The organism is Mitsuaria sp. RG, assembly GCF_028369275.1.
Taxonomy (GTDB): Bacteria; Pseudomonadota; Gammaproteobacteria; order Pseudomonadales; family Pseudomonadaceae; genus Aquipseudomonas; species Aquipseudomonas peradeniyensis.
Window position 1 is genome coordinate 66,926 of the sequence record NZ_JAQMYQ010000002.1, and the last position, 14,589, is coordinate 81,514.

Sequence of the window (14,589 nt, forward strand, 5' to 3'; positions counted from 1 at the left end):
TGCGTTTTCCAATGTCATTAAAGGAAACCGCCAGCTCATCCTTTCTCACCAGATAAGGGTGGCAGCCGTACATGGGGTGAGAAAACCGAGGACATCGGAACCCGGCCAGACCTAGGTCTGCCCATGCACAGCTGCCGTAACAGAATGCGGGACCAACATCGTTCGGGTTTCTCACACCCGATCACCAAATTCGGCGACCCGAAGACGTTAGCCCTGATGCATTTCCCCGCCTATCCAGCCCCTTCCGGCAGACGCGTAGGATAGGTCCCAAGCTCGGCCCAACTGAAGCATTTGGTTTCAGATTCGGAAATGTCGTACATCCCATCGCGGGGCAAGCCCGCTCCCACGACCATGACCTGGCCCTGGCCCTGGCCCTGGCCCTGGCGAATGGTGGGAGCGGGCTTGCCCCGCGATGGACCTACTGAATCATTTCCGTCGGCCAAATCAGCTTTGATCTTGTCCGACAATCCCGCCTTGCCTAAAATACCGCCGCCGCTTTCCGGCCCACTCCCCATGGATCCCGGGGCTTATGCAGTTGCGAGCATGACGTTGCCCACCCGATCACCACGATCCGCCCTGTACAAGTCACACCCCGAGCTGGTCCTCAACCTGGGCAGCTGCCTTGCCGTGCTCGCCATCGTGGCCATCGTCAGCTACCTGCTGGCCCGCGAGCGCGACAGCGTCGAGCAATCGGAAATGCGCTCCTCGAGCAACATCGTGCAGTTGATCGAAAGCGACATCCTGCGCAACGTCGAACTCTACGACCAGTCGCTCAAGGGCCTGATCTGGGCCGTGCAGCACCCCGAGCTGCTCAACGTGCCGGCCAAGCTGCGCCAGCAGATCCTCTTCAACCAGGCCTTCTCCGCGCCGGTGCGCGGTGACATCCTTTGGCTCGACGCCAAGGGCGATGTGCTCGGCGACTCCACCAGCGCGGTGCCGCGCCAGGCCAACTTCGCCGACACCGTGGCCTTCCAGGCCCACCGCGACCACCCGGGCCTGGGCCTGCTGATCAGCCCGCCGTTCAAGGCGCGGCTGGGCGAGCTGGACTGGTGCATCAGCTTCAGCCGGCGCATCTCCGGCGCCAACGGCGAATTCCAGGGCCTGGCCGCCGGGGCCCTGCGCCTGTCCTACTTCAACGAGCTGTTCCAGCGCCTGGACATCGGCGTGGACAGCAGCATCAACCTGCTCAACACCGACGGCCAACTGCTGGCACGCCAGCCAACCCGCCCGCAGGACCCGTTGATCGGCACCAGTTTCAGCGAACGCCCCAACTTCAAGCGCATCCTCGAGGAGCGCAGCGGCAGCTTCACCGCCCGCTCGACTACCTATGAAGGCCAGCGCCTCTACACCTTCGCCCGAGTTGCCGACCTGCCGCTGATCGTGCTGGTGGCGCACTCGGCCGACGAGGTGTTCCAGTCGTGGCGCCGCACCGCGATCGTGGTCAGCGTGGCCACCGGCGTGCTGTGCATCGGCATCCTCTGGCTGACCCTGCTGCTGGGCCGTGAATTGCGCCGCCGCCACGATGCCGAGCAAGGCCTGGCCACGCTTGCCGCCACCGACAGCCTCACGGGCCTTGCCAACCGTCGTCGCCTGGACCAGGTGTTGCGCCAGGAATGGGCGCGCGCCCAGCGCAACCGCAAGCCGCTGGCGGTGCTGATGGTGGATGTGGATCACTTCAAGGCGTTCAACCAGCGCCATGGCCATGCCGGCGGCGACCACGTGCTGCGCGAGGTGGCCACGACCCTTGAGCTGTGCATTCGGCGCCCGGCGGACCTGGCGGCGCGTTATGGCGGGGAGGAGTTCCAGGTGGTGCTGCCGGAAACCGAGCTGGCTGGCGCCCGGTTGCTGGCCGAACGCATTCGCGCCAGCGTCGAGGCGATGCCGCCGTTTGGCGATGACGAGCGGTCGGTGACGGTCAGCGTGGGGATCGGCCTGCATGTGCCGGGCACCGCGCAGGATTTGTCGACGCTGCTGGCCGATGCGGACGAGGCGCTTTACCGGGCTAAGGCCAATGGCCGGAATCGGGTTGAAGGGCCGATGGCCTAAGGGGCCGCTTCGCGCCCCTTTCGCGGCACAAGGCCGCTCCTACAGAGAGGAATGCGTTCCCCTTGTAGGAGCGGCCTTGTGCCGCGAAAGGGCCGCAAAGCGGCCCCAAAGATCTCAAGACCGAGCACGTGCCGCGTTACGCAGCGCCTTCACCTGGTCATGATTGCGCTGCACGCCCTGCAGCTGCTTCTCCACCAGCGTATAGCTCTGGTCATTGGCCGAGCGCCCCAGCTTGACCAGCTTCTCGCGGGCCTCTTTGTAGGCCTTGAGCGCATGGTCTTCACCACGCTCCACCTCGTTGAGCACCGCCTCTTCATCCTTGCCGGTGACCATCGACTTGAGGTTGACCCAGCCGCGGTGCAGGTCGCCGCTGATGCTGGTGCTGGTCTCCGGGTCACCACCCAGCCGGCGCACCTCGCCCTGCAGCTCGGCCGCGGCACTGGCGCACTCGCTGGCGCGCTGCACGAAGAAGGCTTTGAGTTGTGGGTTCTTCACATCCTCGGCGGAGGTCTTGAAGCCTTTCTCACCGTCCTTGCTGTACTCGATCAGGTCGTTGAGTACATCGATCGTGTCTTTGTTGGGATTGCTCATGGCAACAAACTCCTTGGCAGGTGATAGTCACCTTTACCGGAGCAGGCTTCGTGCCAGGCTAATGAATATGAAATTATTCATTAAAATCAATAGCTTGAAATGAAAAACAAAAAACCTGAAAACGGCGTTCTGCATGATCGCCGCTTGGGTCGTCGTGCAGTTTGCAGTATGGTCCGCGCTTCACCTGCCACAGGCCGATGCCCGATGAAACCCGAATCCCTGCAACTGCTGGTCACCCGCACCATGCCCTTCGGCAAGTACCAGGGGCGGATCATTGCCGACCTGCCCGGCGATTACCTGGCGTGGTTCGCCCGCAAGGGCTTCCCGCCCGGGGAGCTGGGCGCGTTGCTGGCGTTGATGCATGAGATCGACCACAACGGGCTGGGCGATCTGCTGAAGCCGTTGCGGGGCAAGACGCGGGGCTGACCGCACCCTCTGTAGGAGCGGCCTTGTGCCGCGAAAGGGCTGCAAAGCAGCCCCATTCACTGTGTATGACGCTGAAATCCTGGGGCCGCTCCGCGCCACTTTCGCGGCACGAGGCCGCTCCTACAGGGATTGCGCCGGGCCTGGCTACCCCTTGGCCGGCGCCACCACCATCTCCACCTGTTCGCTCTTCTTGATCACGGCATACACCACCGCCGTCAGCAGGCTGCCGGCCACGATCGCCAGCAGGTACAGCAGCGCATGGTTGATCGCGTTGGGGATCAGCAGCACGAACAGGCCGCCATGGGGCGCCATCAGCTTGCAGCCGAAGTACATCGACAAGGCCCCGGTCAGCGCGCCACCGGCGATGCTCGCCGGGATCACCCGCAACGGGTCCTTGGCGGCGAACGGGATCGCCCCTTCAGAGATGAAGCACAGCCCCAGCGCCAGCGCGGCCTTGCCGGCCTCGCGCTCGCTCTGGGCGAACTTGCGTCGGGCCAGGAAGGTGGCGATGCCCAGGCCGATCGGCGGCACCATGCCGGCGGCCATGGTCGCGGCCATCGGCGCGTAGCTCGACGACGCCAGCAGCCCTACCGAGAACGCATAGGCGGCCTTGTTGATCGGGCCGCCCAGGTCCACACACATCATGCCGCCGAGCAGCAGCCCGAGCAGGATGGCGTTGGTAGTGCCCATGCTGTCGAGGAAGTGGGTCAGCCCTTCGAGCATGGCGGCCACGGGCTGGCCGACCACATAGATCATCACCAGGCCGGTGAACAGGCTGGCCAGCAGTGGGATGATAAGGATCGGCTTGAGCGCGTCGAGGCTACTGGGCAGGCGCACCCAACGGGCGATGGCCTTGGCGCTGTAGCCGGCCAGGAAGCCGGCGACGATGCCGCCAATGAACCCCGCCCCCAGCGTACTCGCCAGCAAGCCGCCGATCATCCCGGGCGCCAGCCCCGGACGGTCGGCGATGGACCAGGCGATGTAGCCGGCGAGCAGCGGCACCATCAGCTTGAACGCCGCCTCACCACCAATCTGCATCAGCGCGGCGGGCAGCGTGCCGGCCTCCTTGTAGGCCTCGATGCCGAACACGAACGACAAGGCAATCAGCAGGCCGCCGGCCACCACCATCGGCAGCATGAACGACACCCCGGTCAGCAGGTGCTTGTAGACGCCCGTCTTCTCGGCCTGCTGCACCGCGCCAGGCGCATCCCCCGCAGCCTCCACCTTGCCCTCGGCCAGTGCCTTGTCCAGCGTGGCGCGGGCCTGCTTGAGGGCGATGCCGGTACCGCAGCGGTAGATGCGCTTGCCAGCGAAACGCGCAGCCGGCACTTCGATATCGGCGGCCAGCAGCACCACGTCGGCTTCGGCGATGGCCTCGGCCGGCAGCGGGTTGCGCGCGCCGACCGAGCCCTGGGTCTCCACGGTGAGCTGGTAGCCCATGGTCTGCGCGGCCTGTTGCAGCGCTTCGGCGGCCATGAAGGTGTGGGCCACGCCGGTCGGGCAGGCAGTCACCGCGACGATTTTCGGCGCGCTGCCCTGCGGGGCCGGCGCCGGCTCGTGTACCCGCGCCTCGGCGGCGGCTTGGTCAAGAAACCCCTCGCGGTCCGCCAGTGCCTGGGCCGGCGTGCTCTGGTACAGGCGCTTGCCCGCGAAGCGCGCCAGGTCCATCGGCCCGGTGCTGACCACCAGCACCCAGTCGGCATCAAGGATCTGCGCCGCAGTCAGGCGACGCTCGGGGTGCTCGGCATCCTGCACCTCGACACTGGTGCTCCAGCCCCGACGCTGGGCCACGGCGGCCAACAGGCGGGCGCTGAGCACGCTGGACACCTGCCCGTTGGGGCAGGCGGTGACAATGGCAATGTTCATCAGCAGCCCTCTTCTTGTTGTTCTGCCAGGTGCACGGCGGCCTCCAGCAGGGCCAGTTGCTCGCGATCGTGGATGCCGAAGCCGACCTGGGTGACCGCCTGGGCGGCGATGGCGGTGGCGCGGCGCAAGGTGGCGACGGGCGCTTCGGCCTGGAGCAGACCATGGACCATGCCGGCGACCAGTGAATCACCGGCGCCGACAGTGCTGGCGATGCGCACCTTCGACGGTTGCGCATGCAGCGCCAGGCCGGCGGCGAACCAGGTCACGCCCTGCTCGCCCTGAGACACCACCACATGCTCGACGCCGCTGGCCAGCAAGCGCTGCGCGGCGGCGCGCTGGCCGGCCGCGTCAAGCACAGGCTGCCCGAGCACCTCGCCGAGCTCCTCGGTATTGGGCTTGACCAGCCAGGGCGCGGCCTCGAGGCCGACGCGCAAGGCCTCGCCGCTGCTGTCCAGGGCCACCTTCAACCCCTGCGACTTGAGCATCAGCAGTAGCTCGCGCAGCCATTCGGGGCTGATCCCCCGCGGCAGGCTACCGGCCACCACCACGGCGTCATGCCCCGGGGCCACCTCGGCCAGGCGTTGCAGCAAAGCGTCGCGGGCGGCCTCGTCGACTTCAGGCCCGGGGCCGTTGATATCGGTGACCTGGCCATCGGCCTCGACCAGCTTGATGTTGCTGCGGGACTCGCCGGGCACACGGACGAAGCAGTCGGCGAACCCACGCCAGGCAATCAGCGCCTCGAACGGCGCCAGGTTGTCGAGCCCGAGAAAACCGCCGACGGTCACGCTGTGGCCCAGGTCGGCCAGCACCTGGGCGACGTTCAGCCCCTTGCCGGCGGCATGGCTGTGCTGGGCCTGGCTACGGTTGACCGCGCCGGGGCGCAGGCGATCGAGGCTGATGGTGATATCCAGCGCCGGGTTGAGGGTGAGGGTGAGAATCTTGGCCATCAGTAACGCTCCACCAGCGCCCGGACTGCCTCGGCGCTGTCTTGTTGCAGGGCCTCGCGCGCCAGGGCGCGGGCCGTCGAAAGGTCGGCCTGGCGCACCAGTGCCTTGACTTCAGGGATGCTGCGGGCGGCGACGCTCAGTTCGTCCACGTCCAGGCCCAGCAGCACGGCCACGGCCTGCGGATCGGCCGCCAGCTCGCCGCACACGCCCACCCACTTGCCCTGGGCATGGGCGGCGCGCACGGTCATGTCGATCAGATTGAGCACCGCCGGGTGCAGGCCGTCGGCCTGGGCCGAGAGGCTTGGGTGGCCACGGTCGATGGCCAGGGTGTACTGGGTCAGGTCGTTGGTGCCGATGCTGAAGAAGTCCACCTCGCGGGCCAACTGCGGCGCCAGCAAGGCGGCCGACGGTACCTCGACCATGATGCCCACTTGCAGGTCGGCCACCGGAATTTCCTGGCGCAGGCGCTCGACCATGGCCTTGGCGGCGCGCCATTCATGGAGCTGGCCGACCATGGGGAACATGATGCGCAGCGGGCGATTGTCCGCTGCGCGCAGCAGGGCCCGCAGTTGCTCTTCCATCACCTGCGGGCGTTGCAGGGTCAGACGCACGCCGCGCACGCCGAGGAACGGGTTCTCTTCCGCCGCGATCGGCCAGTACGGCAAGGGCTTGTCGCCGCCCACATCGAGGGTACGCACCACCAGCGGGCGTCCGCACAGGTCGTCGAGCACCCGGCGGTACTCGGCCTCCTGGGTGGCCACATCGGGCAGTTGCGGGTGGGCCATGAAAATCAGCTCGGTGCGCAGCAGGCCGACGCCTTCGGCACCCTGCTCCACTACCTTGTCGATGCCACTGCTTTCGCCGATGTTGGCGAACACTTCGACCGCGTGGCCGTCGCGGGTCAGGGTCGGCTCATGGCGGTTGGCCCAGGCGATCTGCAAGCGCCGCTCGCGGGCATCGCGCTCGGCCAGCGCCCGTTGCAAGCGGGCCTCGGGCGGCGCGACCTCGACCTGCCCGCGCTGGCCATCGAGCAGCAGCGGCGTGCCGCTCTCCAGCAGCAGCACTGCCGCGCCGGCACCGACCACCGCCGGGATGCCCAGGGCCCGGGCGACGATGGCGCTGTGGGCCGTGGCGCCGCCCTGGGCGGTGATGATGCCGGCGACCCGCGCCGGGTCCAGGCGCGCCACATCGGATGGGCCCACCTCGGCCATCACCAGCACGTAGGGCTGCTCGGGCTCGACCACCGCCTGCACGCCACACAACTGGGCCAGCACACGGCGACCGATATCGCGCAGGTCGGCGGCGCGCTCGGCCAGCAGCGCATCGTGCAGCGCCTCCTGCTGGCGGGCGGCGTTCTCGATCACTGCCATCCACGCGGCGGCGGCGCTCTCGCCCTGGGCCAGGCGCAGCTCGACGTCATCGGTCAGGGCCGGATCGGCCAGCATTTCCTGGTGGGTGATGAAAATTTCGCCGATGGCCTTGTCGCTGCGTTGCACCAGGGCCTGCAGGTCGGCGTGCACCTTGTCGATGGCCGCTCGCAACCTGGCCCGCTCCTGGCCGGGCGACTCACCGCGCAGCGGGTAGTCGATCTCGCGCTCGACGCACACATGGGCCGGGCCACTGGCGATGCCCGGCGCGGCTGCGACACCCTGCAGGGTGCTGCCGGGCGCCGGTGCCTGGAGGGTTTCGATGGGTGGCGGCTCCATTGCTGCCGTTTGCGGCAAGGGCTCGACCTCCTCGCCCAACCCCTGCTCGATGGCGGCCAGCAGCACCGGCAAGGCATCGGCGGCAACGCCCGGTTCGGCGATCAACTCCAGCACCTGGCCACGGCGAGCGCCAAGGCTCAGCAGCTTGCTCAGGCTCTTCACCGAGACGGCGGGCTGGGCGCCGTCTTGCAGGCGGATGCGGATCTCACCCTCGAAGCCCTTGGCCAGTTGCGCCAGCACCTTGGCCGGACGCGCATGCAGGCCATGGGCGTTGGCCAGCACCACCCGGGCGCTGGGCCAGTCGGCGGGCGCCTCGCCACCGAGCACTTCGAGCACGGCGCGGCTGCTGGTGGCCTGGTAGAGCATCTGCCCACGGCCCTCGATCAGCACCTCGCACAGGCGCTCAAGCAAGGCCTGGTGGGCGGCGCCGAGGCTGGCCAGGCAGAACAGGCCATTGAGCGGCTGGTCGCGGTAGCGCAGTGGCTGCTGTGGGGTGACGAAGGCCAAGCCCGGCTGGCGCACCTCGCGCTCACTGTGCAGCCACCACAGGCCTTCGCCCAGCGGCAGCGGCTCGGTCTGCTGCAGCACGGCGGCAAAGCCGCTGTCGGCACAGCCGCCGCGTTGCAGCAGGCGGGCGCCGCGCCAGGCCAGTTCGTCGAAGTCGTCCGCCGCCAGGTTAAGGCCGACCAGCTGGGCATCCAGCGCCAGCTCACGTGGCGCGCCCTGCAGCAGCTTGAGCAGCGCCTCGGCGCTGCCGGCCCGGCGCAGAGCCTCGGCCAGGTCGGTTTCGCCCAGGGCGCGGGTCAGCAGTTGTAGAAGACGCAGGTGTTCATCGGAGCGGGCGGCGATGCCAATGGCCAGGTAGACGATCTGGCCGTCGCCCCAGTCCACGCCATCGGGGAACTGCAGCAGGCGCACACCGGTGGCGAACACCAGCTCGCGGGTCTGCGGCGTGCCGTGGGGAATGGCGATACCCTGGCCGAGGAAGGTCGAGCCCTGCGCCTCCCGGGCCTGCAGCCCCGCCAGGTAGCCCTCGGCGACCAGGCCATCGGCAACCAGTCGATCAGCCAGCAACGCCAGTGCCTCGCCCTTGTCGGCGGCACGCTGGCCCATGGCAATCTGCTCCACGGCAAGCTCGAGCATGACCCTCTCCTTTTGCGGCAGCCCCGTCGGCTACCGAGGTATTGTTGTGGAATTCGACGGCAAAAGCCGCCAAAACGATCAGCGCAACGGGCGAATACTCATTTCCAGGCAGGAAATTTCGTTTTGCTGAAACGTTTAATCTGACCAAGTGGCCACGTTACTCGATAATCTGCCAACGAAAAAGCCCCATCCTGTCGGACAATTGCGACAATGGTCGTCTGCGCGCGGGACCGTAGATGGGTGAAACTAGCCGGTCCAGCCCCGTGGCCAGTCCCGGAAACAACAAGGAAAATTCGGTGAAACTCAGCGATATCGCCCGTCTGGCCGGTGTGTCCGTGACCACCGCCAGCTACGTCATCAATGGCAAGGCCGAACAACAGCGCATCAGCAACAGCACCGTCGAGCGCGTGCGTGCGGTGGTCGAGGCCCATGGCTTCACGCCCAACCCCCAGGCCGCCGGCCTGCGCAGCCGCCACACGCGCACCCTGGGCTTCATTCTCCCGGATCTGGAGAACCCCAGCTACGCCCGCATCGCCAAGCAACTGGAACAAGGCGCCCGTGCCCGTGGCTACCAACTGCTGATCGCCAGCAGCGACGACCAGCCCGACAGCGAACGCCAGTTGCAGCAGCTGTTCCGCGCCCGCCGCTGCGACGCGCTGTTCGTCGCCAGCTGCCTGCCGCCGGAAGACGACAGCTATCGCGAGCTGCAGGCCAAGGGCCTGCCGGTGATCGCCATCGACCGACGCCTGGACCCGGCGCATTTCTGCTCGGTGATCAGCGACGACCGCGACGCCAGCCGTCAGCTGGCACAGAGCCTTTTGAAAACCCGCCCGCGCAGCATCGCCCTGATTGGCGCGCGCCCCGAGCTGTCGGTGAGCCAGGCCCGCGCCGGTGGCTTCGACGAGGCCCTGCAAGGCTTCGACGGCGACGTGCGCCGCTACCAGGGCGAGGCCTTCAGCCGCGAATGCGGCCAGCGCCTGATGCAGCAACTGATCGACGAGCTGGGCGGCCTGCCGGATGCCCTGGTGACCACCTCCTACGTGCTGCTGCAAGGCGTGTTCGACACGCTCCAGGCGCGCCCTGAGGGATCCCGCGAGCTGCAACTGGGCACCTTCGGCGACAACCAGTTGCTCGATTTCCTGCCGCTGCCGGTCAACGCCATGGCCCAGCAGCACGGCCTGATCGCCGCCACCGCGCTGGAACTGGCCCTGGCCGCCATCGAGGACAAGCGCTACGAGCCCGGTGTGCACGCCATCGGCCGCACCTTCAAGCAACGGATCGCCAAGGCCTGAACATGCGCCTGATCGACACCCACACCCACCTCGACTTCCCCGACTTCGACGCCGACCGCCCGCGCCTGCTGGCCAACGCGGCGGCGCGCGGGGTGGAGCGCGTGGTGGTGCTGGGGGTGTACCAGGACAATTTCCAGCGGGTCTGGGACCTGGCCTGCGCCAACCAAGGCGTGTACGCGGCGCTGGGGCTGCACCCGATCTACCTTGAGCAGCATCGCCCCGAACACCTGGCGCAGCTACGCGACTGGCTGGAACGCCTGCGCGGCGATCCGCGGCTGTGCGCGGTGGGTGAGTTCGGCCTGGACTTCTACCTGCCCGAACTGGACCCGACGCGCCAGCAGGCATTGTTCGAAGCCCAGCTGCAACTGGCCTGCGACTTCGAACTGCCGTCACTGCTGCACGTGCGCCGCAGCCACGCCCAGGTAATCGCCACGCTCAAGCGCTACAAGCCAGCGCGGGCGGGGATCATCCATGCCTTTGCCGGCAGCTACGAAGAGGCGCGGGAATACATCAAGCTCGGCTTCAAGCTGGGACTCGGCGGTGCCGGCACCTGGCCCCAGGCGTTACGCCTGCGCAAGACCCTGCCAAGGCTACCGCTGGACAGCGTGGTGCTGGAGACCGACGCGCCGGACATGGCGCCGGCGATGTTCCCGGGGCAGCGCAACAGCCCGGAGCATCTACCCGAGATTGCCGGGGCGCTGGCCGAAGTCATGGGGATCGAGCCGGGGCTGCTGGCCGAGGCTAGCAGTCGCAATGCCTGCGAGGTGTTTGGCTGGTAGACCGACGCGGTCCCTGTAGGAGCGGCCTTGCGCCGCGATAGGGCTGCGTAGCAGCCCCAGGATTTCAGTGTTGACGCAAAGATCGCTGGGGCCGCGTTGCGGCCCTTTCGCGGCGCAAGGCCGCTCCTACACGGGCTTCACGCTGCCCTCGATCAGACCCTGAACGCCCCGATCAACCGCTTGAGCTCCACCACCTGCGCCGACAACGCCCGGCTGGCGTCCTCGGTCTGGCAGGCGCCCTCGGTGGTGTCCTGCGCCGCGCGGTTGATCGCCACGATGTTCTGGTCGATGTCGTGGGCCACGGCGGTCTGCTGCTCGACGGCGGCGGCGATCTGCTGGTTCTGCTCGACGATCCCGCCCACCGCGCCAAGGATATTGCCCAGCGCCTGTTGCACCTGGCGCGCCTCGTCCACGGTACCGGCGGCCATCTGGTGGCTGCTGCCCATCACCCGCACCGCCGCGCCCACGCCATCCTGCAGGCGCTGGATCATCTGCGCGATCTCTTCGGTGGAGTCCTGGGTGCGCCTGGCCAGGGTCCGCACTTCGTCGGCGACCACGGCGAAGCCCCTGCCCTGCTCGCCGGCCCGGGCTGCCTCGATGGCGGCGTTGAGGGCCAGCAGGTTGGTCTGCTCGGCGATGCTGCGGATGACTTCCAGCACCCGGCCGATGGCCTGGCTGTCGCCCGCCAGCTGGTTCACCGCCGCCACGCTCTGGTCGATCTCGCCGGCCAGGCGGGCGATGCTGCCCTGCTGGCTTGCCACCAGGTCGCGGCCCGAGGCGCTCTCGTGGTTGACCCGCTGCGCGCCTTCGGCGGCCAGGGCGGCGCTGCGGGCAACCTCCTGCGCGGTGGCGCTCATCTGGTTCATGGCCGTGGCCACCTGCTCGATCTGCTCGCGCTGGCCGCTGACCGCCTGGTTGCTGCGGCTCGACACCGACAGCACCTGCCCGGCCTGCTCCTCCACCGTGGTCACGGTCTTGCCGACCTGCTCGATCAGCCCGCGAATGCGCCGTACCGTCTCGTTGAAGCCACGCCCCAACTCGCCCAGTTCGTCCTGGCTGTTAGCCTTGAAGCTGATGGTCATGTCGCCGGCGGCCACCTTGTCCATGGCGTTGCCCAGGTTGCCGAGGGTTTCCCGGGTGGAGACGTAGAAGCCGCCGTACAGGTAGATGATCAGCGCGAACACCGTGGCCAGGGCCGCGACCAGCGCGATCGTGCGCAGGCGGTGCTCGCCCAGGCGCTCCTCCAGCTGGCCGTGCAGGTGGGCAAGGACGGCATCGTTGAAGCGGTAGGTCTGCGCCATCAGGTCGCTGGTCTGCTGGTAGAAGCCGGCCCAGGGCGCATCCAGGGTCTCGGCCACCACCACCTGGTCCTCGAACAGGGTCGCGGCCTGCTTGACCGTGGCCTGGCTGGCCTGGGCATCGCTGGCCAGCGCGGCCCTGAGCCCGGCATCGCTGGCCAGGACATCGTCGAGACGGATGGCATAGTCGGCGGACAGCCGCTCCAGGCGCTGCAGCAGGTCTTCGAAGCGCGCGCTGCCCGAGGAATCCATGAAACCGCGGCCGAGGGCCACCGCGCCCATCGCCCGGCCTTCGCCCAGGGCCTGGGTGACCTGCGCCGTGGCGTTGCCGACCAGTTCGCTCAGCTGGCGCACCGAAGCCTGGCTGTCCTGGTTCAAGCCCGACTGGCTGGCGACCAGCTTGCCCAGCACTTGGGCCTGGGCCAGCAACTTGTCGAACAGCGCCGCCTTGTTCTGCAGCGAGCTTTCCTCACGGGCGCGGGCAAAGGCCTCGGCCAGCTCGGCACGCTTGGCCTCGAGCGCCGGGTCGCTGCCCTTGAGGCCATCGAGCCGGGCCTGGACCTTGTCCTGCAGGGCACCGATGCGGCTTTCCACATCGCCGGCCTGGCCCGACTGGCCCAGCACAGCGTTGATCTGCAGCAGGTTGCCCAGGGTCTCCAGGTCGCCGCGCAAGGCCAGGCTTTCGGACAGCGGCGCCAGCCCCTGCAGTTCGCCGCGGGTGGCCTGCAGCTGGTTATAGGCGTCGCGGACCAGGTAAAAACTGGTGACCAGCATGGGCAGGAAGAACAGGACGCTGATCAGGCTGAACTTCATGCCGAAGCTCAGCCGGTTCATCAGTGCGATGGCCGGATAGAGCAGACGCTTCACAGGTCACCTCCTTGAATTCTTGTTGTTCTGCGGGGTAGCACAAGGCCATCTAGGGCCAGTGGCTTTGTATAGCGCAGATTGGAATCAAGGTTTGTAACTTATGGTTAAGCGCGGTTCGGTAGGAGCGGCTTTAGCCGCGATGCGGGCACCGCGGAGTCTGGCACCCGCTTCGCGGGTGATCGCGGCTGAAGCCGCTCCTACAAGAAGGTGATGAAAGTTTTCAGACCAGCACGGTCCACAGGGCGAAGCAGGCATACCACAACACGGCGCAGCGCAGCAGCAGCTCCCACAGGCTGTCCAGGCGCTCCAGGCCACGCTGGCGGTCTTCCTCCTCGGGAATATCGTCGGCCACCCGGCCGACTTTAGCCACCAGGTGCCCGGCGCTGACATGCCAGTCGAGCAGCTCGTGCAACATCACCCGGGTCACCGCGACGAAGTTGCCGACCAGGGCAAAGCTCACCGTCATCACCCGCACCGGCAGCCAGTCCATGGCATGACGCAATTGCCCGGCCAGGGTCTGCAGCGCCGGCTGGCGGCTGTGGTCCATGGTCAGCGCCAGCAGGCGGTAGGCCAGCGCCGCCCCCGGGCCGAGCAGGAAGTACCAGAAGATCACCGCGAAGAAGCTCTGGTAGGCCTGCCACAGCAGGTGGCCCTGGACCCGCTTGATCAGGCTCTGGGCATCGTCGGCAGCCAGCCCCAGGTCGCGTTCGGCCACATGCAGCGCAGCCTGGTCGTCACCGCGGCGCCAGGCGTCGCGAAACGGCCCGAGCGCCGCCTTCACATCGCCTCGGCCGAGGCTGTAGACCAGCACCAGCAGGTGCACCGGCAACGCCAGCAGACCGTAGGCCACCGGCTCCAGCACATGCAGCAAGAGCGCGAGCAGCGCCACCGGCGCCAGGACCAGGATGCCCAGCGTCCACCAGGGGTGGACCTTGCCGCTGCGCTCCAGGCGCACCAGCTCGCCCAGGTAGAAGCCGTCGCGCTGCAACCGCTGGCGCAAGGCCGAGAACTTCTCGACCCACAGCGCCAGCACCAACACCAGGAAACTCATGCCTTGTCCTCGTTGCGTTGCAGCGCGGCCCGGTAGCGCGGCCAGTCGAAGGCCGGGCCCGGATCGGTCTTGCGCTGCGGGGCGATGTCGCTGTGGCCACAGATGCGCTGGGCGTCGATCACAGGCCAGGCTGCGCGGATCTCGCGGGTCAGGCGCTCCAGGGTGACGTACTGGGCATCGGTGTAGGGCAGCTCGTCGGTGCCTTCCAGTTCGATGCCGATGGAAAAATCGTTGCAGCCCTCGCGCTCGCCGAAGCGCGACACGCCGGCATGCCAGGCGCGGTCGAGCAACGAAACGAACTGGGTCACCGCGCCATCGCGCTCGACAAACAGGTGCGCCGAGACAGTCAGGTGGTTGATGGTGGCGAAATAAGGATGCTCGTTCGGGTCCAGGCGGTTCTGGAAGAACTGCTGCACCTTGCCGGTGCCGAAGCAGGCCGGTGGCAGGCTGATGTTGTGGATGACCAGCAGCGCGATGGCCTCGCCCTCGGGGCGGGCGTTGAAGTTCGGCGAGGGGCAGTGGCTGACGCCGCTGAACCAGCCGGTCGCACGGTCCAATTGCATGGTGCAGATCCTGA

General features: G+C 67.7%; 11 protein-coding genes. 4 read left to right on the forward strand and 7 right to left on the reverse strand.

Going from position 1 to position 14,589, the window contains the following annotated elements:
• Positions 1-543 precede the first annotated feature (543 nt).
• The gene (locus POF53_RS01705) at positions 544-2,046 is read left to right on the forward strand and encodes a GGDEF domain-containing protein (protein WP_498966094.1); all 1,503 of its coding nucleotides are present in this window, start codon (positions 544-546) and stop codon (positions 2,044-2,046) included.
• 114 nt (positions 2,047-2,160) lie between these two features.
• Here POF53_RS01705 and POF53_RS01710 read toward each other — a convergent pair whose 3' ends face one another.
• Positions 2,161-2,637, reverse strand: coding sequence for a ferritin-like domain-containing protein (locus POF53_RS01710; RefSeq protein ID WP_203647954.1), 477 nt, complete (start codon positions 2,635-2,637; stop codon positions 2,161-2,163).
• A gap of 204 nt (positions 2,638-2,841) precedes the next feature.
• On the opposite strand from POF53_RS01710, the gene POF53_RS01715 reads away from it, so the two are divergent.
• Complete coding sequence (locus tag POF53_RS01715; protein WP_234560464.1) at positions 2,842-3,063, forward strand: DUF3820 family protein; 222 nt, start codon at positions 2,842-2,844, stop codon at positions 3,061-3,063.
• A 144-nt stretch (positions 3,064-3,207) separates the two neighbouring features.
• Here the strand turns inward: POF53_RS01715 and POF53_RS01720 are convergent, their stop codons facing one another.
• The 3 genes from POF53_RS01720 to ptsP are packed head-to-tail and all read right to left on the reverse strand — an operon-like array spanning position 3,208 to position 8,725.
• Positions 3,208-4,932, reverse strand: a complete 1,725-nt coding sequence (locus tag POF53_RS01720) for a PTS fructose-like transporter subunit IIB (protein ID WP_498966216.1) — start codon at positions 4,930-4,932, stop codon at positions 3,208-3,210.
• Positions 4,929-5,876 (reverse strand): 1-phosphofructokinase, encoded by a 948-nt coding sequence (pfkB, locus tag POF53_RS01725; RefSeq protein WP_498966096.1) that lies wholly within the window; start codon positions 5,874-5,876, stop codon positions 4,929-4,931. The genes POF53_RS01720 and pfkB overlap by 4 nt, the downstream gene beginning before the upstream one ends.
• The gene (gene ptsP, locus POF53_RS01730) at positions 5,876-8,725 is read right to left on the reverse strand and encodes a phosphoenolpyruvate--protein phosphotransferase (RefSeq protein WP_232854704.1); all 2,850 of its coding nucleotides are present in this window, start codon (positions 8,723-8,725) and stop codon (positions 5,876-5,878) included. The genes pfkB and ptsP overlap by 1 nt, the downstream gene beginning before the upstream one ends.
• 296 nt (positions 8,726-9,021) lie before the next feature.
• Between ptsP and cra the strand changes: the two genes are divergently transcribed.
• Together cra and POF53_RS01740 are read left to right on the forward strand one after the other, a co-directional pair.
• Complete coding sequence (gene cra / locus POF53_RS01735; protein ID WP_186713203.1) at positions 9,022-10,017, forward strand: catabolite repressor/activator; 996 nt, start codon at positions 9,022-9,024, stop codon at positions 10,015-10,017.
• 2 nt (positions 10,018-10,019) lie between these two features.
• On the forward strand, positions 10,020-10,796 hold the full coding sequence (locus POF53_RS01740; RefSeq protein WP_203647959.1) for a TatD family hydrolase: 777 nt from the start codon (positions 10,020-10,022) through the stop codon (positions 10,794-10,796).
• A 152-nt stretch (positions 10,797-10,948) separates the two neighbouring features.
• Here the strand turns inward: POF53_RS01740 and POF53_RS01745 are convergent, their stop codons facing one another.
• The 3 genes from POF53_RS01745 to ampD all read right to left on the reverse strand — a co-directional run bounded on the left by POF53_RS01745 (position 10,949) and on the right by ampD (position 14,575).
• Complete coding sequence (locus tag POF53_RS01745; protein ID WP_498966100.1) at positions 10,949-12,961, reverse strand: methyl-accepting chemotaxis protein; 2,013 nt, start codon at positions 12,959-12,961, stop codon at positions 10,949-10,951.
• 220 nt (positions 12,962-13,181) lie between these two features.
• Positions 13,182-14,012 carry a regulatory signaling modulator protein AmpE gene (gene ampE / locus POF53_RS01750; protein ID WP_186733859.1) on the reverse strand — a complete coding sequence of 277 codons (831 nt, stop codon included), beginning with the start codon at positions 14,010-14,012 and terminating at the stop codon, positions 13,182-13,184.
• Entirely contained in the window at positions 14,009-14,575 is a 567-nt protein-coding gene (ampD, locus tag POF53_RS01755; RefSeq protein WP_498966103.1) for a 1,6-anhydro-N-acetylmuramyl-L-alanine amidase AmpD, read from the reverse strand. Before ampD ends, ampE begins: the two co-directional genes overlap by 4 nt.
• Positions 14,576-14,589: the final 14 nt, after the last annotated feature.